Origin of the sequence: Vibrio sp. CK2-1 (genome assembly GCF_021726515.1) — a bacterium.
GTDB lineage: Bacteria > Pseudomonadota > Gammaproteobacteria > Enterobacterales > Vibrionaceae > Vibrio.
The window spans coordinates 268,050-293,998 of record NZ_JAKKCJ010000001.1 but is presented as its reverse complement, the minus strand read 5'-3'; the positions used below and the strand labels follow the sequence as shown (position 1 = coordinate 293,998).

Genomic DNA, 25,949 nt, shown 5'->3' with positions numbered 1-25,949 from the left:
AATTAATTCTCTATTTGACGATAAAAGACAAATAGCTTCTAAAGGTAACAACAATGACTACATCACGCGTTCATATTACACCGCACATGCACTGGGATCGTGAATGGTATTTCACGACAGAAGAATCACGTATTCTGCTTGTGAACAACATGGAAGAAATTATGCAACGTCTGGAAAGCGATCCAGACTATAAATATTACGTTCTTGATGGCCAAACGGCGGTACTAGAAGATTACTTTGCCATCAAACCAGAAAATAAGCAGCGTGTTAAAGCGCTGGCAGAAGCGGGTAAATTGATTGTCGGCCCTTGGTACTCTCAGACGGACACGATGCAAGTTTCGGGTGAATCGATTGTTCGTAACATGCTTTATGGTATGCGCGATTGCCTTGAGCTAGGTCAACCAATGAAGATTGGTTACCTACCAGACTCATTCTCTATGAGTTCGCAATTACCTATGATTTATAATGGCTTCGATATCGACACAGCAATGTTCTGGCGTGGTTGTTCGGAACGCCATGGTACGAACAAAACCGAGTTTTTATGGCAATCAAATGATGGCTCAGAGGTGATGGCGCAAGTTCTACCTCTTGGTTATGCGATTGGTAAATATTTGCCTCAAGATGAAGAAGGCTTACGAGCTCGTCTAGATAAATATTTCCCAGTACTGGAAAAACCATCAGTGACCAAAGATATTTTATTGCCAAATGGTCACGATCAGATGCCAATTCAAAAAGATATCTTTGAAGTCATGGATAAATTGCGAGAAATTTACCCAGATCGTGAATTCAAGATGAGCCGCTTTGAAGAAGTATTTGATCGTATTCGTGAAGAGCGTGACAACTTAGATGTCATCAAAGGTGAATTTAATGATGGTAAATATATGCGAGTTCACCGTACGATTTCTTCTACTCGTATGGACATTAAACTGATTCATGCCGAAGTTGAAAATAAGATCGTTAATATCCTTGAGCCTTTAGCATCAATCGCATGGTCATTAGGTTTTGAATATCACCACGGCCTAATTGAAAAAATGTGGAAAGAGAGCATGAAAAACCATGCTCATGATTCTATTGGTTGTTGCTGTTCCGATAAGGTACACGCTGAAATTCTGAATCGTTATATCTTAGCTGACGATATGGCAACAAACCTAATTCGTTTCTACAAGCGTAAAATTGTGGATCACATGCCAGCGCGTGAAGGTTGTGACAAATTAGCCTTCTTCAATTTATCACCTTATCAACGTGAAGAAGTGATTAACACGACCATTACTATCCGCGCTAACGAATTTAATCTGTTTGATGAAGCTGGTAATCAAGTTGAATACTTCATTCAAGATCAGCGCATTATCGATCCTGGGAAAATTGATCGTCAGATTGTTCACTACGGTAATTACGACCCATTTATTGAATACGACATTCAAGTGAAACATGCTATTCCAGCAATGGGCTTTACCACACTCCACATTGAAGCCGGTGCTAAAGGCTGCCACAAACCGGTAGAGCAGAAAGATCATGTATTAGAAAATGAGTTTTATCGTATCAATGTGAATGATAACGGCACATTAACGATTTTTGATAAAGAAACCGAAATGTCATTTGACCAAGTACTTCGTATTGAAGATGGTTCTGATGATGGTGATGAATATGATTATTCGCCTTCTCGTAAAGAGTGGTTATTGTATTCAAATGAGTTTAAAGCTCAAACCACTATCAAGCATGAAGGTTTTCAATCTGTGGCGACAATCCAACTACGAATGGATGTTCCTGAAAATCTACAAGAACGTGAAGAACGTACTGGGCAAGCTGGTTTTGTGGATGTGGATTGCCAAGTGGTACTTAAGGATGGCTCTCGCCGTATTGAAGTTCGTATGGAGCTGGATAATCAGGCAGATGATCACCGCGTTCGTGTACTTATTCCAACGCCGTTTGTGTCAAAAGAAGTGGTCGCAGATAACCAATTTGGCCTTATTACTCGCCCAACGAATGATCCAGCAATGGAAGTATGGGAACAAGAGAAATGGAAAGAAGCACCTGTGCCGGTTTATCAGTTAATGAACTTTGCTGCTGTTGAAAATTCAACTGGTGGTATGGCAGTGATGACAAATGGCCTTCGTGAATTCGAAGTGATTTCTTCTAAAGGTAATGAAGAACGTGATACGTTTGCTTTAACGTTATTGCGCGGTATTGGGGTTTTAGGGAAAGAAGAGTTATTGCTTCGTCCTGGTCGACCTTCTGGCATTAAAATCCCAACGCCAGACTCTCAAACGCGTGGAAAAATTGTTTGTGAGTTTGCACTGTTTGGCTTCGCAGGTAATCATGTTGAAGCGAATATCATGGCAGAAGCTCGTGATAATGTGACGCCAATTGAGTGTTATAACAAAATCCCATATAACGCAATGAAGCTGAACGTTGGAGCTCAAGACAAGCCATTAACTTATTCATTACTGAATAAAAGCCAATCGGGTGCAGTGTTAAGTGTTCTGAAAAAAGCAGAAGATGAAGAGGCGCTCATTTTGCGTATGTACAACCCTTCAGAAAATTCTGCAATTGAAGATAAGATCTGCTTTACACCAGAAGTCACCTCATGGAAGGAGGCGAGTCTTGATGAAAGAGTGCGTGATAATCATGTAGAGACTCAAACATTTGGGCGCTTGAATCCGTGTCAGGTTAAAACATTCCAAGTGAAGCTTTAATCATTTTATTTGTGTTGTGGTATTGATAACAATGCCACAACTTTCATTTACTTTTTTGGTTAGAAAATGCCAATGCTAATAGGTTTAAACAACAAAAATACTTAAGATCTCATTAATGCAAAAGTGAAAATTTTTCACCTAATCATCTACTATAAACCTGCCACTCCGTTTTACATTCCCCCCTTTTTTTTGTTAAGGTGCGCGCGCATCAAATTCGCGAGAGGGATAAATGAAATTACTGTATAAGTTGGATGAATGGGTATCCCTCCCCGAAAACGAGCAGCAATCCCGTCTTCCTCTTTCTGGAAGTAGTCAACTTGATGATGTGTTTGTCCGCTATCAGCTGATGGATTCAAACAAGCCGCTATTGTTTACTTTCTCTCCTTCTGGCACGGATGTGAAAGAGCGAGATCTGCATGACAACTTCTCTCCCTGGGGCTATGAACTTGCCCAACAATATCAAGTGAATGTGATTGCTTTTCAGCACCTTGGGATCAGTAATTGGTTCCGCAGCCCGAATTTGATTTATTTCCTTGAGCAACTTTCGATGTTGCTAACGCCTTTCAAGCTTCGATTAGGTTATGGCTTAAGCCGTGGCGGTTTTGCGATTGGGGCCTTTGCCAACTTGCTTCAACTGGATCATGTTTTGTTGTTCTACCCAGTCAGCACCAAAAATCAATCACTGGTGCCGTGGGATGATCGCCCTAGTACCAAGCTCGCTCAACAGTTTGATTGGCAAGGTGATTATCATGATCGCGACCTTGGCAATGCTCAGGGTTATATCATTTATGACCCAACCAATGACATCGATAGGCTCCATGCTGAACGTTACCCAGAACTGACCCATTTTACCGTGGTAGGAATGGGGCATGGTGTTCACCCGAATAATTTAGACAGACGAGATTTTTATAATCAGATGGTCGAGCAATTTATCCATCATCAAACAATAAATATTTCTCAATTTAATGAACAAGTCAAAATCCAGTTTTTAAAAGAGGACTGAACGCCCTTATATGGGAAATACGACACAAATAAATTTAAAACAATTGCTTATGGCAGTTTAGATGGAGGATAAATGAAGTTACTGTATTGGTTGGATGAATGGTTTACGCTGGATAAACAAGAGCAACAAGCGAGGCTACCAATAACAGGAGAAGACTTACTAGACGATGTTTTTGTTAAATATGAGTTTGTCGATTTAAACAAACCATTGTTGTTCACCTTTTCGCCTGCTGGCACCAATCTACAGCAACAAGATTTACACTCAGACTTTGCACCTTGGGGTTACAGCCTCGCTCAAAAGCAAAATGTGAATATCATATCCTTCCAGCATCTAGGCAAAAGTAATTGGTTTCGTAGCCGTAATTTAATTTTTTTCCTAGAGCAATTATCTAGCTTGTTAGCGCCGTTTGAGTCTCGCCTAGGTTACGGGCTTAGCCGCGGTGGTTTTGCCATTGGCGCATTCGCAAAATTGCTGCAATTGGATCAAGTGTTGCTGTTTCATCCTGTCAGTACCAAAAATAAAGATCTCGTGCCTTGGGATGATAGAAGCAGTACCGACATCGCCCAACAATTTGATTGGCAAGGGGATTACCACGATTTAGATCTTGGTGATGCACAAGGCTACATCATTTATGATCCAACCAATAAAATCGACCGCCTACACGCTAAGCGATACCCACAACTGACGCATTTAAGAGTGTTCGGTATGGGTCACGGCACTCACGTTACCTACCTCAATAAGTTTGGTTTTTATAAGCAAGTCGCGGTGGATTTTATTCGCCACCAACAGATCGACATTGCTCAGTTTCGCCATCAAACCAAAACCTTGCGTCTAAAAGAGGACTACTACGATTGCCTCAATAAAGCCAATGCAAACTCTTCCCATCGTTTAGGTTTATTGAGCACCGCGCATAATGTGTTAATTGATGAGAAAAAAGCCCACGTCAAAGAACATAAGAAGACCATTGATATTCAACCACTGGTAGATATTGCAATGAAACATCAACAAGATAACCCGCAAGATGCGTTAAAGCTTTTAGAAGTGGCAAAGAAGATCGCACCAGATGATTTGTTGGTAGAGCATAAATTGCAGCAGTTGGAATGGGGGTGAGTTAGTGGGGATTTTGGGTGTATTTCATCACTTAAATGGAGACTTCCGTTTGTTGGTGCCTTTAGAATTCCCGAGCAATGCAAAAGCGAGCACTTCAATTGGAATGCTCGCTTTTAAATGCTTCAGATTCAGCTAGTCATCATGACTACCAAGCACGTAATTCAGCAGACTGCTCGAAACCGGAACTAATCCTACTTTTAGTCCGAAAGGCTTAAACGCTTTATCAAGAATATCTGTTTTAAAAACTCCACGGTCATTCTCTATCTCAGATATGGTTTTTCTTGAAACACCAACCATCTTGGAGAATGTATCCTGTTTAACACCTAATACACTGATCCGCAGTTCTTTAAGGGCTTGTCCTTGTGTTAGCTCACCCATTAATAAGGTTCGAATAACTTCACTTATTTTGTACTGCCTTTCTGATGCAGGTATTGATGGTGCGTGTTTAGACGCTCTCTTTTTCTCTGTTTCAACGTACTCAATTGAGCTATTAATGGGAGGCTGTGGCTGCCCTGTCGTTTTTAAACGTTGATTTTTTGAGCGAAGTCTAGCGATAGCCTCATGCGCTGATTCTGCTGATGAATTACTTGAATCGTGGGTGTTTTTTTTGTTAGCACTCATACTAGCCCCCATTTTGTCAGTTTTATAGCAATGAAATCCATACCAATGGCTGGCATATCTAAAATCTGCTTTGGTACGCCTCTTTCTTCTAACCTTTCTTTTAAAGCAAGGCAGTTTTTTGCTAGTTCTTTAAGTTCGTTTAATAATGTTTCTTTAGGGACTAAATCTGATAATGAATTTGCTATACCATCAAAATCATACTCACCACCGACTTCTATAGGTGATTTCCATTTGGTTGTTCTTGGTATGCCATCAGGGTCGGCTTTCATTGGTGCAAAGTCATAAATTGGGGCCAGTTTGATATAACCGTCGCCTTTAATTAAGGATGTGTTTCTCCCATGATTGTCACTATTACCAAATAGAATATTGAGCAAATCTCGCTTTACCCATTCAATGACAAAACCTTGAACGTCAAATTGAAATCCTTGCTTGGTAACCATATGACTATTCGTGATTTTATAAATCAGCTGCCGAATTGTCTCTTCATGGTCGAGAAGGCTGCCAGGCCCTTTATTCAAAATGGAGTAAACAGATTCCATAGAATAACGCTGAATATTCTGTTCATCATCAATATATACATCGAATCTTGGTAGCCAAAGAGAAGGGTAATTGGCACCTTCTTCCAGCCGCATAGGCTCAATAGGGATGGTATCGATGCCTAGGCTTGTTAGTTCATGGTAATAATAAAATTCAGCGCGTAAAATATTGCAATCTATTTGCCCTCGGGTACCTCTAGGGTATTTAACTAAATAGTGTAAATCTTGATTCGTTATCTCGTCTTGAAAGCTATCAATCCAGATTTTACCGTCGTGAGAACAACGTAGTAATAATTTGGGCGCTTCACCACCAGCCCCGGTTGCACCGCCAGCCGCGGCACCTCTTTCTTGTGCATAATCTAAGAAGTCACTGGCACGGTCGATAACATCACTAATTGCAAACAAGAGCGAATCTGACTTCTCAGTCCGCTCTGGTAGGGATTCTTTTATTCTTAGGTTACCAACAGGGGAGATAGTGCCATACTTCAACAGAATGAGGTTTTGCTGTTCAATAGAGAGATCTTCAATATCAAGTTGTTTGACCCAAAAACGTCGACTTGCACCGCTTGGCATAATGTCGTCAAGAAATCTCAACCAGCCTGAACGTCCCATATCATCAAAAAAGAAATTAACCGGGTAATTAATTGAAACGGCATGCATGTCATCTTTTTCGAAGTGAGCGAGTGCATATTCGTTTTGATAATGGATTTCTGTCGTGATGAAATCACCTTGATCACTTTTAGGAAAAGTAATTTGAGCAATATCAGACCATGTTCCGAGTATGTAGGCTTGTATCGTGAGTGATTCCATAACAATCTCCAAACTATTATATGTACTACTTTACTCACAAATGACCATTTATTCAAATTGTGTAACTTAAAGTAGTCAATATATTGGGTTTTGATATGTATATGTAACCTTAAGTTCTCATTATTATGCTGTGAGACTTGGGGGCTTTTACGTCTGAAAAGGCCGTTGTAATAAAAACTCTAGAGTTGCAGAATGAGTAAAAAGGGTATAGATCTTACTCATTATTAGATTTGAATTCGATGAAAAAAGTAGATCAAATTTTGAGAAACATGGAATCGATTTCTATGCAGCTCAAGATTTGTGGAACGATTCTGATCTTATCGAAATTCCTGCTAATACACACGATGAACCTAGGTACTTAATCATTGGTATGTTAGACGGTAAGCATTGGTCTGGGGTAATAACATATCGTGGAACAAATATTAGGATCATTTCGATCCGGCGTTCACGAAAAGCGGAGGTAAACTTATATGAAAGCGCATGAGTTTGACGCCAAATTTGAAAGTGATGATGACATTTTAGGTGATTTAGATTTATCTAAAGCTAAGCGTCCGATGCAAAAACAAAAGCGAGTAAATGTTGATTTTCCAGCGTGGATGTTAGAGTCCCTAGATCGTGAGGCAAGTAGAATCGGTGTTACACGCCAGTCAATTATTAAGATCTGGCTAGCTGAAAGACTTGAAAATGTAGCCCATCATCATTCTTCAAACTGAACGGCTGACTAACCAACATTTAAATTTTCTTCTTCCCTAATTCACAAACCCCAACAAAAAAGCGAGCACTTCTCAGTACTCGCTTTTCTCATTTCAGCTTTTTATAAACCCTTACTGATAACTCTCAATACTCGGGCATGAGCAAATCAAGTTACGGTCGCCGTAGACATTATCGACACGGTTGACGGTTGGCCAGTATTTGGCATCTTTTGCTTGAGCCGATGGGAAGCAAGCTTGTTCGCGAGTGTATGGGTGATCCCAAGTGTCGCTCATTAAGTCTGCTTGAGTGTGTGGCGCGTTGACTAACGGGTTGTTGTCGAGTGGCCATTCACCTTGCTGTACTTTGTCCATCTCTTGACGGATGGCGATCATGGCGTCACAGAAGCGATCTAGCTCGGCTTTGTCTTCTGATTCCGTTGGCTCAACCATCAAAGTGCCCGCTACAGGGAATGACATGGTTGGCGCGTGGAAGCCGTAGTCCATTAAGCGTTTTGCTATGTCTTCTTCGCTAATGCCAGTCGCGTCTTTCAGCGGACGAATATCAATAATACATTCGTGCGCGACACGGCCATTGTGACCACGGTAAAGTACCGGATAGTGTGGACGTAGACGTTCCATGATGTAGTTAGCGTTTAAGATTGCAATCTTAGTGGCTTCGGTTAAACCTGTACCGCCCATCATGGTGATATAAGCCCATGAGATTGGCAGAATAGAAGCACTACCTAAATCTGCTGCTGATACTGCATAGTCCTTGCCTTCAACGCCATTTTCAATGTGGCCTGGTAAGAATGGCGCAAGGTGCGATTTCACACCGATTGGACCCATACCTGGACCGCCGCCACCGTGTGGAATACAGAAAGTTTTGTGAAGATTCAAATGCGAAACATCACCACCAATCACACCTGGGTTGGTTAAGCCAACTTGCGCGTTCATGTTGGCGCCATCAAGGTAAACCTGACCGCCTGCCGCATGCACCATGTCACAGACTTTTTGCACTTGTTCTTCATACACACCGTGAGTCGATGGGTAAGTGATCATAATGCTCGAAAGTTCACTATGGTGTTTGTCGATTTTGGCAGCAAGATCTTGCATATCGATGTTGCCGTATTCATCACACATCACCACAACTACTTTCATCGAAACCATAGAAGCGGTTGCAGGGTTTGTACCGTGTGCAGAACTTGGGATCAAGCAAACATTACGATGACCTTCACCACGGCTTTGGTGGTAGCGTTGAATTGCTATTAAGCCCGCATATTCACCAGAAGCACCAGAGTTAGGCTGTAGAGAAAATTCATCGTAGCCGGTGATTTCACACAATTGTTTTTTCAGAGAATCCGCAAGGGCTGTGTAGCCTGCAGCTTGATCTAATGGTGCGAATGGGTGGATTGCGCCAAACTCAGGCCAAGTCACTGGGATCATCTCAGCAGCGGCGTTGAGCTTCATGGTACAGCTGCCTAGAGGGATCATGCCGTGCGTTAATGAGAAGTCTTTGTTTTCCAGTTTCTTCAAATAACGCATCATTTGGGTTTCGCTACGATGGGTATTGAACACTGGGTGAGTTAAGAATTCACTTGTACGCTGACAATCGGCTGGAATCGCACCGAACTCATTGGCAGCAATATCATTAGAGAACGTTTCTACATTACCTTCTACCGAGAACACAGCAAATAGCGCTTCAATATCTTCTGCTTTGGTGGTTTCATCTAGGCTGATACCAATTTGCGATGGTAGCTTGCGTAGGTTAATACCCGCATGTTGCGCCGCTTGGTATAAACGCTCGGTTTGTTCTTGGCTGTCGACTGTGATGGTATCGAAGAAAGTATCGTGTACTAGCTTATGACCGGCTGATTGCAAGCCAGCCGCAAGGATCGCGGTAAAGTGGTGAGTACGACGCGCGATAGTACGTAGACCTTCTGCGCCATGATAAACCGCATAGAAAGAAGCCATGTTGGCAAGTAATGCTTGAGCAGTACAAATGTTTGACGTCGCTTTTTCACGGCGGATATGTTGCTCACGAGTTTGCATTGCCATGCGTAGTGCTTGCTTGCCTTTGCTATCGATAGACACACCGATTACACGGCCTGGCATAGTACGTTTGTGTTTTTCACGAGTTGCCATAAACGCTGCGTGTGGGCCGCCGTAGCCAACGGGTACGCCGAAACGTTGCGCGCTACCAATTACTACATCAGCACCCATTTCACCCGCTGGTTTTAATAGGGTAGAAGCCAGTAGATCCGTGGCAACCGTCACTAGAGTTTTATTGGCTTGAGCCGCTGCGATCACAGCAGTTAAATCGCGAACTTCACCTGTGGTATTTGGGTATTGAAGTAGTGCGCCAAACACATCTTGTTGAGGTAGGCTATCAATATTGCCAATCATGACTTCAAAGCCAATAAATTCTGCGCGAGTTTTGACGACTTCAATGGTTTGAGGATGCACGTCATCAGCCACAAAGAACACGTTACTTTTGCTCTTACCAGCACGTTTACATAAAGTCAGTGCTTCACCGGCTGCGGTGGCTTCATCAAGAAGAGAAGCGTTGGCGATATCCATGCCCGTTAGATCGATCACCATTTGTTGGTAGTTGAGTAGAGACTCTAAACGACCTTGAGATATTTCTGGTTGATAAGGCGTATAAGCGGTATACCAACCTGGATTTTCAAGCACATTACGTAGGATAACGTTAGGTGTGAAAGTGTTGTAGTAACCTTGGCCGATGAAAGTACGCTGCACTTTATTTAGTTGTGCAATGCCTTTCATTTTGGTCAGCATATCCGCTTCGCTCATTGGTGCGTCTAAGTTCATAGGCGCTTGTAGGCGAATGTTAGCCGGAACAGTTTGTTCGATTAATTGATCAAGAGAATCCGCCTTGCTATCACTTAATGAATTAATGATGTCGAGCATGGCTTGTTGATCGTTAGCGTTTGGTCCATTGTGGCGACCGATAAACTCTTGGCTGTTACATAAATCATTGATTAGATTAGTCATGGTGTTACCTGAATTAAAGTAAAAGCCAGCGAATAAAGGCTGACTTTTTGAATGTAGATTCGATTTTCGGGCGCTGCGCTTATCGTTACTCGTGTCTCGAAACCCTTTTTCCTCGCAACTCGAAGCGAAGCGCACTCGGATCTCGTAACCATCTTTTCCGAGCCCCGAGCAGCAAAGCGCCCGAGACTCGAGAAACGCAACTATCTTTTAGTCTTCTTCAATACTCGCCAGATAATCTTCCGCACCTTGCAAGTTATCTAATTCAGAGGCGTCATCTAGCTTCACTTTAACAATCCAGCCGCCTTCATAAGATTCGCTGTTGATAAGCTCTGGGCTGTCTTCTAGTTCTTCGTTGATTTCAACGATCTCACCCGTCACAGGAGCATAAATGTCAGACGCTGCTTTCACCGACTCCACTAAAGAAAAACTATCACCGGCATCGATGGTGTCACCGACTTCTGGTAGATCAACAAAAACCACATCGCCTAGCATTTCTTGAGCGTGTTCAGAAATACCGATGGTTACTGTACCGTCACCATTATCACGAACCCATTCGTGGCTTTCGGTAAATTTTAGAGTCATGTCCATTTTATTTGCTCCTAAAAATAGAAAGTTTTTCTAATCAATGATTTATTGCGCAATCGTTTGCTTTTAGGTTGGCAAGACGAAAGCGTTAATTAGTGTAGTCATTGAATGTGTATTTAAAAAGAATGGAAGTTGACGAGAAATATTTCCTTTCAAGCCTTTACCATTCTTGCATGCGATTACCCATAACATACTTTTCACAAGTCGATTATTCAACCAAAAGTTTCCTATAAGAAACAAGATTTCCATTTTTGTTACCTACCGCACCTTTTAGGAAATAGTTTCCCTTTAATCTGATATTTTGAATCGGTAGACTGTTTAAGCAATCGTTTGCCTGATCTGCTGGAATTCTAGATTTTAAGGCAGCGAAAAAGGGATAGCACACGATAGGGGACATCGGTGAGTGTAAAAAAGGAATTAATAAATAAACAGATGACATTTCAGTCAGACGATCCTGATCAAACCTTAACTCCATTGAATCTAGGGCAGCGTTTGAAAGATATTCGCTTGCAAATGGGGTTAACACTAGAGGAAGCAAGTAAGCGCACAGGGTTGGCGCGTTCGACGTTATCTAAAATCGAAAATGAACAAATTTCTCCAACTTTTCAGGCTTTGCAAAAACTCGCCACTGGATTGGACATGCCGATCCCGCAAATTTTTGAGCCACCAAAACAAGCTAGCGCCGTTGGTCGACGTGACGTGACTTTAGCGGGTGAAGGTAAACCTCACCCTACCACGACTTATGAGCACGAATTATTGGCGACTCAACTTTCCAATAAGAAAATGGTGCCCTTTAAAAGCCGAATTCGCTCACGTAGCTTCGATGATTATCAGGAATGGATCCGTCACGATGGCGAAGAGTTCTTGCTCGTGTTGGAAGGGGAAGTGCGGTTTTATTGTGAGTTTTATGAACCGGTTGAATTAAAACAAGGTGATAGCGTGTATTACGATGCCAGTATGGGGCACACCTTGATTTCTGTTAGTGATGACGATGCATTAATACTATGGGTCACCGCTAAATAAGCATAATGTTGTTTATTTGTTACAAAATTGAGTGTTTTTTCACACTTTTATGATTCTTACTAGGTGCGATCGTTTTTTCAAGCTTATGATGAACTCGTTTAGAGCATGCACTATGGAGTGGTTTTTGCATGGCTCTGGTTCGATTTGTGTTCTTATATCCCCAAGTCATGTGGATATAAGCGGGCATAAGTGAATAATCATAAGAGAAAGGACTTCACATGGAAGCGTTAACCAATTTTATTTCTGCTGTTAATGGGGTCGTTTGGGGCGTCCCAATGTTGGTGATGATTTTAGGTGTCGGGCTATTTTTAATGCTCGGTCTAAGATTCATGCCAATTTTAAAACTGCCGCAAGGGTTTAAGTTGTTATGGAATGGGCGGACTAGTTCGTCGGAAGGGGACATTACGCCATTTAATGCCTTAATGACCTCGCTTTCTGCCACCATTGGTACCGGTAATATTGCCGGTGTAGCAACGGCCATTGCACTCGGTGGTCCGGGCGCTTTGTTTTGGATGTGGTGTACTGCGTTAGTTGGTATGGCAACTAAATATTCAGAAGCGGTATGTGCGGTAACCTATCGTGAAAAAGATGAGCACGGTAATTATGTCGGTGGCCCGATGTATTACATTAAAAACGGCTTATCGAAAAAATGGGCTTGGTTAGGTACCTTATTTGCTGTATTCGGCGCGATTGCCGGTTTTGGTATTGGTAATGGTGTACAAGCAAACTCGGTTGCAGATGCACTAGATAGCAACTTTGGCGTTTCTCCCGTGATCACTGGTGTGGTGTTGATGCTATTGGTTGGTCTGGTTCTAATCGGTGGGATCAAACGTATTTCTGAAGTAGCGGGTAAGCTGGTTCCTCTAATGGCGCTGTTTTATATCGTTGCCGGTTTAGGGGTAATGGTTGCTCATATTTCCGATATTCCAGCCGCGTTTGCTTTGATCATCGAAAGTGCCTTTAGCCCAGTGGCAGCGCAAGGTGGTTTTGCTGGTGCAGCGGTTTGGGCAGCAATTCGTTTTGGTGTGGCTCGTGGTGTGTTTTCCAATGAAGCCGGTCTAGGTTCTGCGCCGATTGCTCACGCAGCGGCAAAAACTAAGAACCCAGTGAAACAAGGTTTAGTTGCGATGCTCGGTACTTTCATTGATACCATCATCGTATGTTCAATTACCGGTTTTGCGATCATTTTATCTGGCGAATGGATGTCGGGTGAAACAGGTGCGTCACTAACCTCAAGTGCGTTTGGTAGTACTTTCTCGTTTGGTAATGTGATTGTGGCTATCGCGTTGGCTATTTTTGCTTTCACTACTATTTTGGGTTGGAGTTTCTATTGTGAGAAATGTGTCCAGTTCCTATTTGGTGCCAAAGCGATTAAACCGTTCCGTATTGTATGGGTACTTGCCGTGCCAGTTGGTGCGATGAGCTCATTAAACTTTATTTGGCTACTGGCCGATACCATGAACGCAATGATGGCGATTCCAAACTTAATTGCCTTGGTGTTACTAAGCCCTGTGGTATTTAAATTAACTCGTGACTATTTCTCAGGGAAAGATGTCACTATCAAAGAAACCACTGATTAATCGATCAGAGGTTGCAGTAGGCGAAAGCCCGATGGAGGATAAATGACCGATCAAGATACATGTTTGAAAACGCCGTTACATGCGGTTCACCTTGAAGCTGGTGCCAAAATGGTGCCGTTTGCAGGTTACGATATGCCTGTTCAGTATCCGCTTGGTGTAAAAAAGGAACACTTGCATACTCGTGATGCGGCTGGTCTTTTTGATGTATCCCATATGGGGCAACTACGCCTAAAAGGGCAAGGTGCTGCGGCGGCGTTAGAAGCATTAGTACCGGTTGATATTATCGATCTTCCATCGGGTAAACAGCGTTATGCGTTCTTTACCAATGAGCAAGGCGGCATCATGGATGATCTCATGGTGGCAAACCTTGGTGATCATCTTTTTGTGGTAGTCAATGCGGCGTGTAAAGCGCAAGACATTGCTCACCTACAAGCGAACCTACCACAAGGTGTCGAGCTTGAAGTAATTGAAGATCGCGCATTGCTAGCTTTGCAAGGCCCGAAAGCCGCAGAGGTGTTAGCGCGTTTTCAACCGCAAGTGGCTGAGATGCTGTTTATGGATGTGCAAGTCATTGATATCGATGGCGTGGAATGCATTGTCAGTCGTTCAGGTTACACCGGTGAAGATGGCTATGAAATTTCAGTTTCTAGTGATAAAGCGGCAGAATTGGCGAATAAGCTGACGGCTTGCGAAGAAGTAGAATGGATAGGCCTAGGCGCGCGTGACTCACTACGTTTAGAGTGTGGCTTGTGCTTATATGGTCATGATCTTGATACGACCACTACACCAGTTGAAGCAAGCCTATTGTGGGGCATCAGCAAACCACGTCGCGCCGATGGTGAACGTGCTGGTGGTTTCCCAGGTGCAGATATCATCTTAAAGCAAATCGAAACCAAAGACGTTGCTCGTAAGCGTGTTGGTTTAGTGGGACAAACCAAAGCGCCAGTGCGCGAAGGTTGTAAGCTATTTGATCCGCAAGATAATGAAATCGGCATTGTAACCAGCGGTACTGCCGGACCAACTGCCGGTAAGCCAGTATCTATGGCTTATGTTGCCACTGAGTTTGCAGTAATTGGTACTGAGATTTTTGCGGATGTACGTGGTAAGAAATTACCAATGACAGTCGAAAAAATGCCGTTCGTACCACAGCGTTATTATCGCGGTTAATATTTAATTTTTAAGTTAAAAAATACAACCAGTAGCCACAACGGTTACTGGTTTTTTATTGCCATTTATTAATTATTTCGTCATTTTCCAGCGAAATAATAAGCAGAATAAAGAGAATATTTGAGCTTAATAACCCCTCATGATGTTCATGTCTTGGAAACATTCCCTACCTTAATACCTTTCTCGTCACTTCATTTTTACTGCTAGATAATGATTGTGTTAAAGATCAATGAAAATGTGTTTTTTCATGACTGCAGTCTCATTAATGATATTTTTTGTAAGATTTGACTTACATTTGACAGTTTATTGACGTATTGATCTTGGTGATAGATTGCTGATAAGTATGTCAATAATAAATGTAAGGATATGGGTATGAACAAAAAATCGGCGATTGCTGTTGCTTTAATGCTAACGGGTCTAACCGCTTGTAATGATAGCGACAGTAATACGGAAGATAGCGGAGGCACAGAAAGCTCAAGTTATAGTGTGACTGCAATTGATGGTTATTTACGGGGAGCACAAGTGTGGCTCGATCTTAATGGTAATTTTCAATTAGATATTGGGGAACCATCAGCGGTAACAGGAGAAGGTGGTAAAGCGGATTTAGATACCTCAGAGGTTGATAATCCAGAGCAATACTCAGTTATCGTACAAGCAATAAAAGGCGAAACCGTCGATGAAGATACCATTACGGATGAAAACCCTAATGGCACGGCTGTTGAGAAAGCTTATGTTATGTCAGCTCCTCCTGGCGAGTCAGCGGTTACCCCTCTTTCTACCCTAGTTGATATTCTTATTAAGCAAAGTGCAGCAGATGGTGATACTGCGGAACAAATTGAACAGAAAAAACAAAAAGCGATCGCTACTATTTCTTCTCAGTTAGGCCTATCCGAAGATGAATTATTAGGTGATTTTATTGAGAAAGGTCATTCAGATATGATCTATGTTTCTCAGAATTTGGTTGCTGCCAATGTATTCCCTGAGTCAGCCGATGAATTAGAAGAGGCTGCTAAAGATACAAGTAACAAGAATGATTTTAGTAAAAAAGCAGCGGCAGTTAATGCTTTTATCAAAAAGAAAGTAGTTGAAATTAAACAAGATCCTGATAAGTCATTTGAATCTCAAGAACCAATATTTACCCAAGATTCGGATGTCGTGACCGATACTGATGGCGATGGCGTTGCTGATTTTTTTGATTTTGCTGCAGATGATTCGACTGAATGGGTTGATACGGATGGTGATGGCGTCGGCGATAACGCTGACGCTTTCCCAGAAGATGCGAATGAAACGAAAGATACGGATGGTGATGGCGTTGGTGATATTGGAGATGCCTTCCCAGAAAACGCAAGTGAATGGCTCGATACTGATAAAGATGGTGTAGGTGATAACGCGGATGCTTTCCCAGATGACGCGTCTGAAACTGTTGATACCGATGGTGATGGTGTGGGTGATAATGCCGATGTCTTTCCCGATGATGCGACCGAAATTGCTGATACAGATGGCGATGGTGTGGGTGATAATGCCGATGTCTTCCCATACGATGCACTAGAAACCGCTGATACGGATGGTGATGGTGTGGGTGATAATGAAGATGTCTTCCCATCGGATGCGTTAGAAACCGCTGATACCGACGGTGATGGTGTGGGTGATAACGCAGATCTTTCACCACTCGATAAAAACTATTTCGTTAACCTTCGTAGCTACGATAAGCAATTAACGGTTGTCGGTGCCACTGAGCAACCTGTTGTGGAACGAGGCGTGCTGACGACCCAAGCTAATGGTGATTCCGTGTGGGTTTATCTGCCTATGACACAAGCACAATCCCTTGCTGATTTCCCAGATGTTTCTTTTGATGCAACAAGCGATGCTCAAACCTTTATGAACCTTTATATGCTTGTTGAGCCGGAAACAGACGGTTTAGAAGAGTTTCAAATAGCTGCTGGTACAGACGATAAACACTTTATAATAAAAGACTATGGACCAGAAGGATATGAAGACCCAAATAAGGTTGTTGAAATTCGTTTATACCAGGGCGAATCACTCAATGATTTACTGATGGCGAATAATATCGATAAATCTAAATTTATTGTGCCTGTCTATCATGACGCACCTAGTGAATATGATGGAGATTATGAAGCTAAAGGTAACTTCTTCTTACGTTTTGGTGGCTCAACCTACACTGGCTACGATGAGATTGCATTAAACCGCTTTAGTTTTGAGCCGACTTACCAGTTGATGGAAGAAGGGACTAAGTTTGTGACTTCTGCTATTCAAACAGACGCGAATGTCAGTCTCTTGCCTTACGGTAATGCGCTAATTGAAACGAATGGCGATTCAGTGTGGATGTATAGCCAAATTGATCAAGAAACACCATTAGAAGAGTTTGGTGACTTCTTGTTTAGCGCTCATGAAGAAAATGATGCCAATGTGAGTGGAGGGGTTTTTGCTAATGTGTATGTGAAGCCTTCGTCATCGGATGTGGTTGATAAAATTGAAGCGCAAGCAGTTGTATCTTACTCAGCGGATATTCGTAATACACAATGGGGACAAGGAGAAAATAATACTTTCGTGTTAACCGTAGATAGTGGTCAAAGCCTGTCTAGTTTGCTGAAATCGAAAGGACTAAGTTTATCTGACTTTGTGGTTATTCCTTATTTTGATAGCTTAGGTTTCCCTGCTACAGAAACGGAAGATAAAGTGGGTGATGGTGATCCAGAAGCACGCGGTAACTTCTTTGTACGCTTTGGTGATTCCGGTTATACCGATAGCCAAAATATCTATCTAACTCGCTATGGTTTTACACCTGTACATCAATTAACTCTTGATAGTGCGCCATTTATGACCACAGCAGCGGTCACTAATGCGACTGTTGAAGTGAAAGAAAACGCAGAAGTAGAAATTACCACAGGGGGCGATTCAGTTTGGGCTTATACGCCGATTGATCGTGAGCAACCGCTAACGGATTTTGCAGACTTCATCTTCTTTGCAACAGATGAAAATGGCAATACTCCAACGCCCAATACCTTTGCCAATGTGTATCTAACATCAGTGCCTGATCTGAGTGAAGATAAGTTAAATATATTGGACGCTCTTCCTTCAGGTGCAGGAGAGCCAGTGCGCAAGCCTAGCTGGAGCACTCTACCAGATGGTCGTTCTATTTATGTGTTAACGGTACCCAATCAGACCCTTTTAAGAAGCGTTTTTTATGGTAAAGGTCTGGAAAGTTCTGATTTCAACGTTCTGCCATTTTATGATGCTCCAGAAGCATTAGATGGTGATGTAGAAGCTAAAGGTAACTTCTTTGTTCGTATCGGAGGTTCAATTTATGCTGATAGTGGTGATAAAGTTGTTCTATCTCATTATTCTTTTGAACCTTTTTATAAGCTGACTAATAGTAAGCCATTTTTCACTACCGCTACTCAAACTGGTGCGACGATCAGTGGCTATGGTAATCCTGACGAGATCACGGTAAAGGCGAATGGTCAATCAGTGTGGTTTTATTATCTGATGCCAACTAGTGCGCCATTAACTGGGTTTGAAAACTTTAGCTTTACTATGACTAGTACGGCGAGTTCTGTGAGCGGTGGGATGTTTGCTAATGTGTATTTGATGCCAAGTAGTGAAGAAGCTCGTACCGCTTTCCAACAAGCCGCTACGAATGATGAGGCTCATTTTGAAGAACTAACTTATGGCCCAGAAGAAGGAAAATATTTAAAAATGAATATTTTTTCTGGTGAAGTATTGGGTGAACTACTTGCTTCTCAAAGTTTAAATTCCAGTGATTATACTGCAGTGGTATATCATGATGGGTACACCGATGGAGACCCAGAAGCGAAAGGTAATTTCTTTATCCGTACAGGTGGCAGTCAATATACAGGCCATGATACTTTTACACTTTCATTTAATTGATAGAGTGTAGATTAATAAAAACGCTCATTTGATGATTTCAAGTGAGCGTTTTTTTATCTGAATGGGAATGAATTAAAACCCAGCCTCTACCTCAAATACCATTCTTTCTTTGGTATAAGGGTGATCAAAAGCCAATTGTTGTGCATGTAAATGCAGGCGGTTGGCTTTTTCTCCATATAGGTCATCACCTGTGATTGGCATATTTAAACCATTTTGATGGGCACAATGGACTCGCAATTGATGGGTTCGACCGGTTTTAGGGTAGAGGTAAACTTTACTTTTTCCCAAGCCGTTAATGGTTAGTGTTTCGATTAATTGCCAATGGGTTTCCGCTGGTTTGCCATGTTCAAAACACACCATTTGTCTTGGCCTGTCTTCTAAATCGCCGCGCAACGGTAAATCAATATCGCCACGAGTTTCTGATAATTTTCCATCCAGTAGGGCGACATATCTTTTTTCGACACCACGGGTAATAAATTGCTTTTGTAGGCTTTTATTAGCGCGTTTGGTCAATGCAAAAACCAGTAATCCAGACGTCGACATATCCAAGCGATGCAGTACAAACGGACCTTCTACATCAGGGTAGAGTGCTTGCAAGCGAGTGTAGACAGAATCTTTCACATTAACGCCGGGTACCGATAAAAATTCCGCTGGCTTATTGACGACCACTATCGCTTCATCTTGGTAAATGATATCGATCTCTTGGCCTTCCGCGTGATTCTTAAGCAGAGGATTTTCGTCAAGTTCAATACCTTCTAGCATGTGAGAAAGAATAGGCTGGCATTTACTTTGGCAAGCCGGGTAGTGCTTCTTATGTTGACGAATTTCCGATTTTGGTGAGGCTCCCCACCAAAATTCAGCCAGACAAATAGGCGTAAAGCGATGAGCAAACGCATATTGTAGAAGTTTAGGCGCGGCACATTCACCTGAGCCGGCTGGTGGAGTCGGGTTGGCAGTCGTCTCGAAAATATCCAGTAGCGATTTGGATTGCTGATCTTGATTGAGAAATTGGTACTGAGCAAATAATTCTCGTTGTAGCTTGGCCGATTGTTGTTTGCGATCTTGTTTTAACTGTTCGATCATAGCCACTTTTTGTTGTAGTTGCTGTTCCACTTCTTCTATTTGCTGTTGCCAATGCGCTTTTAAGTGCTTTTGTTGCGCTTTTTCAGCCACGCTTTGTTTACCTAAATCCGCAAGTAAAGCTTGTAGTTCATTGCCTTGTAGGCTGGATTCTGCTTGTTGTCTTAATGTTTTTCTACGTTTGCGGTTTTCGACAATAGAAAGGCGCAATGCTTCCATTTCTTGTTGGGCTTGCTGCTTAAAATCACGAATAGTTTGTTGCAATAAAGCGAGTTTAGGCTCCGCTTCAAGCTGTTTGATTTTATGGTTTATCACATTAATCGGCGCAGTGCCTTCAAGGAAGAAGCTGCCTTCGGTGAGCATATCAAACACTGGTGGAACAAAATGGTCGAGATGATTTTGATCAGCAAGTTTTCCTGAAAAAGCCGAGAGAAAGCCCAGTTCATCTTGAGTGTTTTTGACGACCAAGACTCCAAACATTTTTCCCGCTTCTGTGCTGCTTTCTTCAAAGCCAAAGTCATGTTGCCAATTAGTTTGCGACTCTAAATGCTTCTGTAGTTGCTTGGCGGCAATTTGGCTTAATGGATGTGGCTCATAGCAAAATGGAAAGGTGAATTTTTCTGGTAGGTCGATATCAGAAATATCAGCAGTAAAAGGGGTGAAACAAGACATGGCAGCAGCTCGAATTAAGTAAACGGGGCAATTGTACTGGTTTCATATTGGAATACCAACCAAGCTCTCACGAGACACGAGATATAAAAAACCGCGAGCCATAAAATATGAGTCGCGGTTTACACTGTAAAGTGATGGTTAGACTTTAAGCTAAGCAGTTAAGCTGTAACTGCTTTAGCTTCAGCCTTGTTTTTCAAGAAGGCATAAGTCACACCAGTTACTACCGTACCGGCAATGATTGCCACAAGGTATAAAAGCACTGGCGAAATCGCATTTGGAATAAGTAGTACAAACAAGCCGCCGTGTGGTGCCATTAGTTTTGCACCAAATAGCATAGATAGAGCGCCGGTTAATGCACCGCCCGCCATACAGCTAGGGATAACGCGCATTGGATCTTTCGCGGCAAATGGAATCGCCCCTTCTGAGATAAAGCACAGACCAAGAACAAATGATGCTTTACCTGCTTCACGTTCAGATTGAGCAAATTTATCTTTGGCTAGGAATGTCGCTAGACCCATACCTAGCGCTGGAACCATACCTGCCGCCATTACCGCTGCCATTGGCGCGTAAGTTTGCGATGCTAATAGACCAACCCCAAATGTGTAAGCCGCTTTGTTGATTGGGCCACCTAGGTCGAAACACATCATGCAGCCTAGGATAATACCGAGTAGTACTGCGTTCGCTGAACCCATGTTGTTTAGGAACTCGGTCATTGCAGTCATGATGCCTGAAACTGGGCCACCAACGACGTAGATCATCACAAGACCAGTAAACAAGCTCGCTAATAATGGAATGATTAGAATTGGTTTTAACGCTTCCATTGATTGCGGCAGTTTCACTTTCTCAGCAATAAATTTAGCCGCGTAACCCGCTAGGAAACCGGCAATGATACCGCCGATGAAGCCTGCGCCAGTTGAGCTAGCAAGCATACCGCCAATTAAACCAGGCGCTAAACCCGGGCGGTCGGCAATGGAGAACGCAATGAAACCAGCGAGAACCGGGATCATTAATGCAAAGGCTGAACCACCACCAATGGTCATTAAGGCTGCGGCTAGTGTGCCTTCTTCTTTAAAGGCTTCGATACCGAACACAAATGAAAGCGCGATAGCCAAACCACCGGCAACTACTAATGGAAGCATGTGAGAAACACCGGTCATTAAGTGTTTGTAGACGCCAGCTTTTTCTTCTGAAGAAGCGCTAGAAGAACTTGATTGTTGACCAGCTTGATGCGGAGTGGCTTGCTCAAAGGCTTTGGCAAACTCTTGTTCGGTTTTCTTTAAGGCTAGGCCGGTACTGGTTTTATACAGAGGCTTGCCTGCAAAACGATCCAGTGGAACTTCGATATCGGCTGCAATGATCACCAGATCCGCTTCTGCGATATCTTGTTCTGTTAGTTGGTTTTTTGCGCCAACGGAACCACGGGTCTCTACTTTAATTTGGTGACCAAGTTTGGCGCCCGTTTCTTCTAGTGCTTCGGCTGCCATAAAGGTATGAGCAACACCTGTTGGGCAAGCAGTAATCGCAACGATTTTGGCTGTTTTCGAGTTTGATAGGTTTTCTGAGCTAGATAATGCTTCCGCAACCGGGGCTGAACCTTGCTCTAAAAGCGTGGCTTGCTTAACTGCACTTTCTAGCCAAGCTTGAGTGTCATTTAGGCTCGTATTAATGTCGCCTTGATAAACTTTTTTACCAGTAAAGCGAGTGGTATCAACAGCAGTATTCGCCGCGATGACAATCACTTCTGCATCATCAATTTGTTGTTGTGTCAGAGATTGATGTGGAATCACACTCGACTGGCATTCTACGGTGGCATTCCAGTTTAGATCTTTCGCGGCTTGTTCTAATAAACCTGCGGCGATAATGCTGTTGGCAACGCCACTTGGGCATGCAGTTATAATGGCAATATTCATAGGTAATTCCCTTATCTCTTCTATATACGAGAGGTCGCTTTAATGCGAATTTTTTGTTGTAGGTTGTTCACGGGAGTAAGATCAGCTACTCCAACGCCAATTTGAGTGACAGCGAGTGCCGACAATGCCGTGGCAAAGCTTAAAACTTTTTCTTGTGGCCAATTGTCTTTATCCAAATCTTGATTCAGGTGTCCCCAAGTCAATCCAGCAACCAAAGTGTCACCAGCACCTACTGTGCTCACCACTTCCATTCGAGGCGGTTCCGCCTGTAGCCATTGACCTTGGTTTAACCACATCACGCCTTTAGCACCCATGGATACCACAATGTTATCGATGCCTTTTGATTCCAAAGTTTGTGCGGCTTGCTGGCAATCTTCGATACTATGTAGCTCTTTTCCAATCAGCTCTGAAAGCTCTTCATCATTGGGCTTAATGAGCCACGGATGAGAGTTCAGCCCTGCTTTTAGCGCTTGTCGACTACTATCAAAAATCACTTTTTTACCTTTCTGGTGTAGTGATTCAATCCACTTGGCACAAAGCTCTGGGCTAATACCGCGGGGTAGACTACCAGCCATCACGAAGTAATCATGATCTTGTGCAAGCTCATCAAGAGTGGTTTCGAAAGCTTCAATTGCGGTTTGATCGACTTCTACACCCGGGAAGTTAATGTCACTTACCTCACTGGCTTTATCGACCAATTTGACATTGATGCGAGTGGCACCAGAAACGCGAATAAAACGGTCGCTAGCATTAATCTCTTTAAATAACTGACAAAATGCTTCTTGGTTATCGGCACCTAAAAAGCCTGTAACCGTGACATCAGCACCTAAATCAGAAAGCACTTTCGCGACATTTACGCCCTTACCAGCAGGGTGCAATGTGCTGCTCGATACTAAGCTAACGCTACCTACATTGAGGTTATCGGCTAAGTGCCCCGTCAAATCGAGCGCTGGGTTTAGGGTAATAGTGACGACTTTTTTGGATGACGTTTGTTTGATAGACATAGCTATTTCCTTAACCTTCACCAAGGCCTGATTCAATCGCTTTACCAATCGAAGTCAGTGCTAACTCTGCATCAGCGCCATCAGCAGTAAATTGCAGGCGGTGGCCATGTTTTACCCCTAATGCGATAACTTTCATTAAGCTTTTAGCATTCACACTGCCGCCTTCGCCATCTAAGTTTTCAACGCGAATCGTAGATTCAAACTTCTTAGCTTCGGCCACTAACATCGCACCAGGGCGAGCGTGCAAACCGTGAGTATTTTTGATTTTAAATATCGCGCTATTGGCGGCTTCTTCGCTCATTTCTGGTGCTTTTTCAGATAGGTCGAATAGATCAAGTAGTTGATTGCTATCGCCCTCTAAAATCTCATTTTGACGCTTAGATAAGATCAATTGAGTCAGTTTATAAAGCAGTGGTTTATGGCTGGCATTACAAGCGGCAAAAGCAATTAACCCTTTGACTGGTTTGCCTTCAAATTCACAATCATTAGCGGTTGAAACAAATGACATCGCAGAGCGATTAACACCGGTACCACCGCTGATTAACCATAGACCGTTACCTAGGTCGGTTGGCGTTTTGGTGATGATCTCTGAAATGTACTCATCAGTTGTGCAACCTGTATTGCGAAGTAGGCCACCGGCGACGGCGGTCATTTGCAGCATATCACTGGCTGGAAACTTCAATTGAATTAATGAAGCGTCAAAATCTGCAGTAAGTTGAGTTTGGCCATTTAACACATTGATGATGTCTTGCTCGGTTTTGGCATCTTTCAGCGCGGCTTCAACACCATCGGCAGAAAGTACTTTAGTCAGCTGTTTTAAGATGCCCAAGTGCTCGTCAGATTTTGCAGCAATACCAATCGCCACATAAACCGTACCATTGCCCCAGTCCACACCTTCTGGGAAGTGATGCACGCTCACGCCGGTTTTTTGCACTAGGCCACGAGTATCTGTCGTGCCGTGTGGAATGGCGATACCATTACCTAAAAAGGTTGAAGACTGGCCTTCACGAGTCAGCATGCCTTCGACATAGCCTGATTCCACATAACCTTGCTGAGTTAATGTGGCGGCAATATTTTTAATGGCTGCAGTCTTGTCTGATGCTGTTTGAGCAAGCGTCACTTCTTGAGGTGTTAAAATAAGCATTGTCGTGCCTCTGTTGGTTTGGGAGCCGATATCTATCAATATTGTGATAGTCCTGCTCTCTAATTCTATATAGCTGAATCGATTCAGCAGTTTGGTAAAAAAATTCAGCGAATCATGTCTTGTCTTCAATTAGGGTTAAAAATTCTTATTTATACAGCTTAGTAGATAAGAGATTTTTTAGTTAATGTGACCAGACTTCAAATTTGCTGAATCCTTTCAGCTTTTATACTGAATCGATTCAGCTTATAATTCAAATAACATAATGATCGGAACGATAGATTTTTGATCCAGTGCACAGAACCGTGAGTGAAAGGGGTTAACCAGATGACACTTGATGAAATAGCCAAACTGGCAGGCGTGTCAAAAACCACCGCCAGTTATGTCATTAATGGCAAGGCAACCAAATACCGGATTAGCCAGAAAACTCAGCAAAAAGTAATGGCGGTAGTAGAAGAACATCAATATCAACCAGATCATGCCGCTTCTTCTTTACGTGCCGGGCAAAGCCGTTCATTTGGGCTTGTGATCCCTGATTTAGAAAACAACAGTTATGCGCGTCTTGCTAAATTATTGGAATTTAATTCTCGTCAGGCGGGCTATCAAATTTTGATAGGGAGTTCTGATGACGATCCTGAAACTGAAAAGTCAGTGGTTAATGCTTTAGTCAGTCGCCGAATTGATGCGTTATTTGTCGCAAGTTCTATTCCAGACGCCAATGAGTTTTACACTAGTATTCAAAAGCGCGGCATTCCTGTGATTGCGCTCGACCGACCATTAGATGATGAATATTTTAGCTGTGTGATCAGTGAAGATTTTGAGGGTGCTTTGAGCTTAACCTCTTCGGTATTATTTGATGATGTTGCCTCGGTGGGGTTAATTGGTGCGTTGCCCGATTTGAATATATCGAAAGAGCGTCAACTTGGCTTTGAAGCGGCCGTTCGTCAACATAATAAGCCTTTAGAAACCCATATTGAGTATGGCGCGCTGTTTAATTCTCAAGCTGGTCGAGCAGCGATGCAAAAGTGGCTAGATAAAGGCACTATGCCAGATGCGATCATTACTACCTCGTATACTTTGCTAGAAGGCGTGCTTGATGTGTTATTCGAACACCCAGAGCTAATGAGCAAAATTAAGGTTGCCACTTATGGTGATAATCGTTTGTTGGACTTCTTACCGATAAAAATCAACTCGTTATCTCAACGTTTTGAAACCATTGCCGACAGCGCGTTAGAGCTTGCCCTTAACGCTTCAGCGAAACGCTATAAGCCCGGAGTTGAGCTGGTGGCGCGTAGGTTGAAGGTTAGAAATAGAGTGGTCTGAATGGCTTGAGATCATTTGAGAATAAAAGTATGAGGGAGCCACGGAAGCCTTATGCTATTATGCACATGAGTTTATTTT

Annotated in this window: 18 protein-coding genes; 10 read left to right on the top strand and 8 right to left on the bottom strand. The window is 42.8% G+C overall.

The annotated features are described in order from the left end of the window. Positions 1-53 precede the first annotated feature (53 nt). The 3 genes from mngB (at position 54) to L3V25_RS01250 (ending at position 4,806) form a co-directional block, all read left to right on the top strand. Positions 54-2,693 carry a mannosylglycerate hydrolase gene (gene mngB / locus L3V25_RS01260; RefSeq protein WP_237293698.1) on the top strand — a complete coding sequence of 880 codons (2,640 nt, stop codon included), beginning with the start codon at positions 54-56 and terminating at the stop codon, positions 2,691-2,693. Positions 2,694-2,922: 229 nt separating this feature from the next. Next, complete coding sequence (locus tag L3V25_RS01255) at positions 2,923-3,696, top strand: cytosolic protein (RefSeq protein WP_237293697.1); 774 nt, start codon at positions 2,923-2,925, stop codon at positions 3,694-3,696. Positions 3,697-3,768: 72 nt separating this feature from the next. Next, positions 3,769-4,806, top strand: coding sequence for a cytosolic protein (locus L3V25_RS01250; protein ID WP_237293696.1), 1,038 nt, complete (start codon positions 3,769-3,771; stop codon positions 4,804-4,806). A 132-nt stretch (positions 4,807-4,938) separates the two neighbouring features. Here the strand turns inward: L3V25_RS01250 and L3V25_RS01245 are convergent, their stop codons facing one another. Then, the gene (locus L3V25_RS01245; protein ID WP_237293695.1) at positions 4,939-5,427 is read right to left on the bottom strand and encodes a helix-turn-helix transcriptional regulator; all 489 of its coding nucleotides are present in this window, start codon (positions 5,425-5,427) and stop codon (positions 4,939-4,941) included. Then, a complete protein-coding gene (locus L3V25_RS01240; RefSeq protein WP_237293694.1) occupies positions 5,424-6,773 on the bottom strand; it encodes a HipA domain-containing protein in 1,350 nt (449 codons plus the stop codon). The genes L3V25_RS01245 and L3V25_RS01240 overlap by 4 nt, the downstream gene beginning before the upstream one ends. A 220-nt stretch (positions 6,774-6,993) precedes the next feature. On the opposite strand from L3V25_RS01240, the gene L3V25_RS01235 reads away from it, so the two are divergent. After that, the gene (locus tag L3V25_RS01235) at positions 6,994-7,257 is read left to right on the top strand and encodes a BrnT family toxin (protein WP_237294321.1); all 264 of its coding nucleotides are present in this window, start codon (positions 6,994-6,996) and stop codon (positions 7,255-7,257) included. Beyond that, complete coding sequence (locus L3V25_RS01230) at positions 7,244-7,486, top strand: BrnA antitoxin family protein (protein WP_237293693.1); 243 nt, start codon at positions 7,244-7,246, stop codon at positions 7,484-7,486. Before L3V25_RS01235 ends, L3V25_RS01230 begins: the two co-directional genes overlap by 14 nt. Positions 7,487-7,597: 111 nt before the next feature. Here the strand turns inward: L3V25_RS01230 and gcvP are convergent, their stop codons facing one another. Both gcvP and gcvH read right to left on the bottom strand, forming a co-directional pair. Beyond that, positions 7,598-10,477: an aminomethyl-transferring glycine dehydrogenase gene (gene gcvP, locus L3V25_RS01225; RefSeq protein WP_237293692.1), complete on the bottom strand. Its 2,880-nt coding sequence runs from the start codon at positions 10,475-10,477 to the stop codon at positions 7,598-7,600. 207 nt (positions 10,478-10,684) lie between these two features. Further along, positions 10,685-11,065 carry a glycine cleavage system protein GcvH gene (gcvH, locus tag L3V25_RS01220; protein WP_193000077.1) on the bottom strand — a complete coding sequence of 127 codons (381 nt, stop codon included), beginning with the start codon at positions 11,063-11,065 and terminating at the stop codon, positions 10,685-10,687. A 429-nt stretch (positions 11,066-11,494) separates the two neighbouring features. Here gcvH and L3V25_RS01215 point away from each other — a divergent pair, with 429 nt between their 5' ends. The 4 genes from L3V25_RS01215 (at position 11,495) to L3V25_RS01200 (ending at position 18,741) form a co-directional block, all read left to right on the top strand. After that, positions 11,495-12,085, top strand: a complete 591-nt coding sequence (locus L3V25_RS01215; RefSeq protein ID WP_193000114.1) for an XRE family transcriptional regulator — start codon at positions 11,495-11,497, stop codon at positions 12,083-12,085. 218 nt (positions 12,086-12,303) lie between these two features. Further along, positions 12,304-13,665 (top strand): sodium:alanine symporter family protein, encoded by a 1,362-nt coding sequence (locus L3V25_RS01210; RefSeq protein WP_237293691.1) that lies wholly within the window; start codon positions 12,304-12,306, stop codon positions 13,663-13,665. A gap of 42 nt (positions 13,666-13,707) precedes the next feature. Next, positions 13,708-14,832 carry a glycine cleavage system aminomethyltransferase GcvT gene (gcvT, locus tag L3V25_RS01205; protein WP_237293690.1) on the top strand — a complete coding sequence of 375 codons (1,125 nt, stop codon included), beginning with the start codon at positions 13,708-13,710 and terminating at the stop codon, positions 14,830-14,832. A 372-nt stretch (positions 14,833-15,204) separates the two neighbouring features. Next, positions 15,205-18,741 (top strand): hypothetical protein, encoded by a 3,537-nt coding sequence (locus L3V25_RS01200; protein WP_237293689.1) that lies wholly within the window; start codon positions 15,205-15,207, stop codon positions 18,739-18,741. 72 nt (positions 18,742-18,813) lie between these two features. Here the strand turns inward: L3V25_RS01200 and L3V25_RS01195 are convergent, their stop codons facing one another. The 4 genes from L3V25_RS01195 to fruB all read right to left on the bottom strand — a co-directional run bounded on the left by L3V25_RS01195 (position 18,814) and on the right by fruB (position 24,551). Further along, a complete protein-coding gene (locus tag L3V25_RS01195) occupies positions 18,814-20,493 on the bottom strand; it encodes an RluA family pseudouridine synthase (protein WP_237293688.1) in 1,680 nt (559 codons plus the stop codon). A gap of 158 nt (positions 20,494-20,651) precedes the next feature. After that, the gene (fruA, locus tag L3V25_RS01190; RefSeq protein ID WP_237293687.1) at positions 20,652-22,403 is read right to left on the bottom strand and encodes a PTS fructose transporter subunit IIBC; all 1,752 of its coding nucleotides are present in this window, start codon (positions 22,401-22,403) and stop codon (positions 20,652-20,654) included. Positions 22,404-22,423: 20 nt separating this feature from the next. Next, positions 22,424-23,407, bottom strand: a complete 984-nt coding sequence (gene pfkB / locus L3V25_RS01185; protein WP_237293686.1) for a 1-phosphofructokinase — start codon at positions 23,405-23,407, stop codon at positions 22,424-22,426. 10 nt (positions 23,408-23,417) lie between these two features. Beyond that, positions 23,418-24,551: a fused PTS fructose transporter subunit IIA/HPr protein gene (gene fruB, locus L3V25_RS01180; protein WP_237293685.1), complete on the bottom strand. Its 1,134-nt coding sequence runs from the start codon at positions 24,549-24,551 to the stop codon at positions 23,418-23,420. Positions 24,552-24,875: 324 nt separating this feature from the next. On the opposite strand from fruB, the gene cra reads away from it, so the two are divergent. Further along, positions 24,876-25,871, top strand: coding sequence for a catabolite repressor/activator (gene cra / locus L3V25_RS01175; protein ID WP_237293684.1), 996 nt, complete (start codon positions 24,876-24,878; stop codon positions 25,869-25,871). Positions 25,872-25,949: the final 78 nt, after the last annotated feature.

Coding starts and splice junctions, on each gene's coding strand:
- gcvH (WP_193000077.1), bottom strand. CDS start 11,065: ATGGACATGACTCTAAAATTTACCGAAAGCCACGAATGGGTTCGTGAT.
- fruB (WP_237293685.1), bottom strand. CDS start 24,551: ATGCTTATTTTAACACCTCAAGAAGTGACGCTTGCTCAAACAGCATCA.
- pfkB (WP_237293686.1), bottom strand. CDS start 23,407: ATGTCTATCAAACAAACGTCATCCAAAAAAGTCGTCACTATTACCCTA.
- L3V25_RS01200 (WP_237293689.1), top strand. CDS start 15,205: ATGAACAAAAAATCGGCGATTGCTGTTGCTTTAATGCTAACGGGTCTA.
- L3V25_RS01245 (WP_237293695.1), bottom strand. CDS start 5,427: ATGAGTGCTAACAAAAAAAACACCCACGATTCAAGTAATTCATCAGCA.
- L3V25_RS01210 (WP_237293691.1), top strand. CDS start 12,304: ATGGAAGCGTTAACCAATTTTATTTCTGCTGTTAATGGGGTCGTTTGG.
- cra (WP_237293684.1), top strand. CDS start 24,876: ATGACACTTGATGAAATAGCCAAACTGGCAGGCGTGTCAAAAACCACC.
- gcvP (WP_237293692.1), bottom strand. CDS start 10,477: ATGACTAATCTAATCAATGATTTATGTAACAGCCAAGAGTTTATCGGT.
- mngB (WP_237293698.1), top strand. CDS start 54: ATGACTACATCACGCGTTCATATTACACCGCACATGCACTGGGATCGT.
- gcvT (WP_237293690.1), top strand. CDS start 13,708: ATGACCGATCAAGATACATGTTTGAAAACGCCGTTACATGCGGTTCAC.
- L3V25_RS01195 (WP_237293688.1), bottom strand. CDS start 20,493: ATGTCTTGTTTCACCCCTTTTACTGCTGATATTTCTGATATCGACCTA.
- fruA (WP_237293687.1), bottom strand. CDS start 22,403: ATGAATATTGCCATTATAACTGCATGCCCAAGTGGCGTTGCCAACAGC.
- L3V25_RS01230 (WP_237293693.1), top strand. CDS start 7,244: ATGAAAGCGCATGAGTTTGACGCCAAATTTGAAAGTGATGATGACATT.
- L3V25_RS01250 (WP_237293696.1), top strand. CDS start 3,769: ATGAAGTTACTGTATTGGTTGGATGAATGGTTTACGCTGGATAAACAA.
- L3V25_RS01255 (WP_237293697.1), top strand. CDS start 2,923: ATGAAATTACTGTATAAGTTGGATGAATGGGTATCCCTCCCCGAAAAC.
- L3V25_RS01240 (WP_237293694.1), bottom strand. CDS start 6,773: ATGGAATCACTCACGATACAAGCCTACATACTCGGAACATGGTCTGAT.
- L3V25_RS01215 (WP_193000114.1), top strand. CDS start 11,495: ATGACATTTCAGTCAGACGATCCTGATCAAACCTTAACTCCATTGAAT.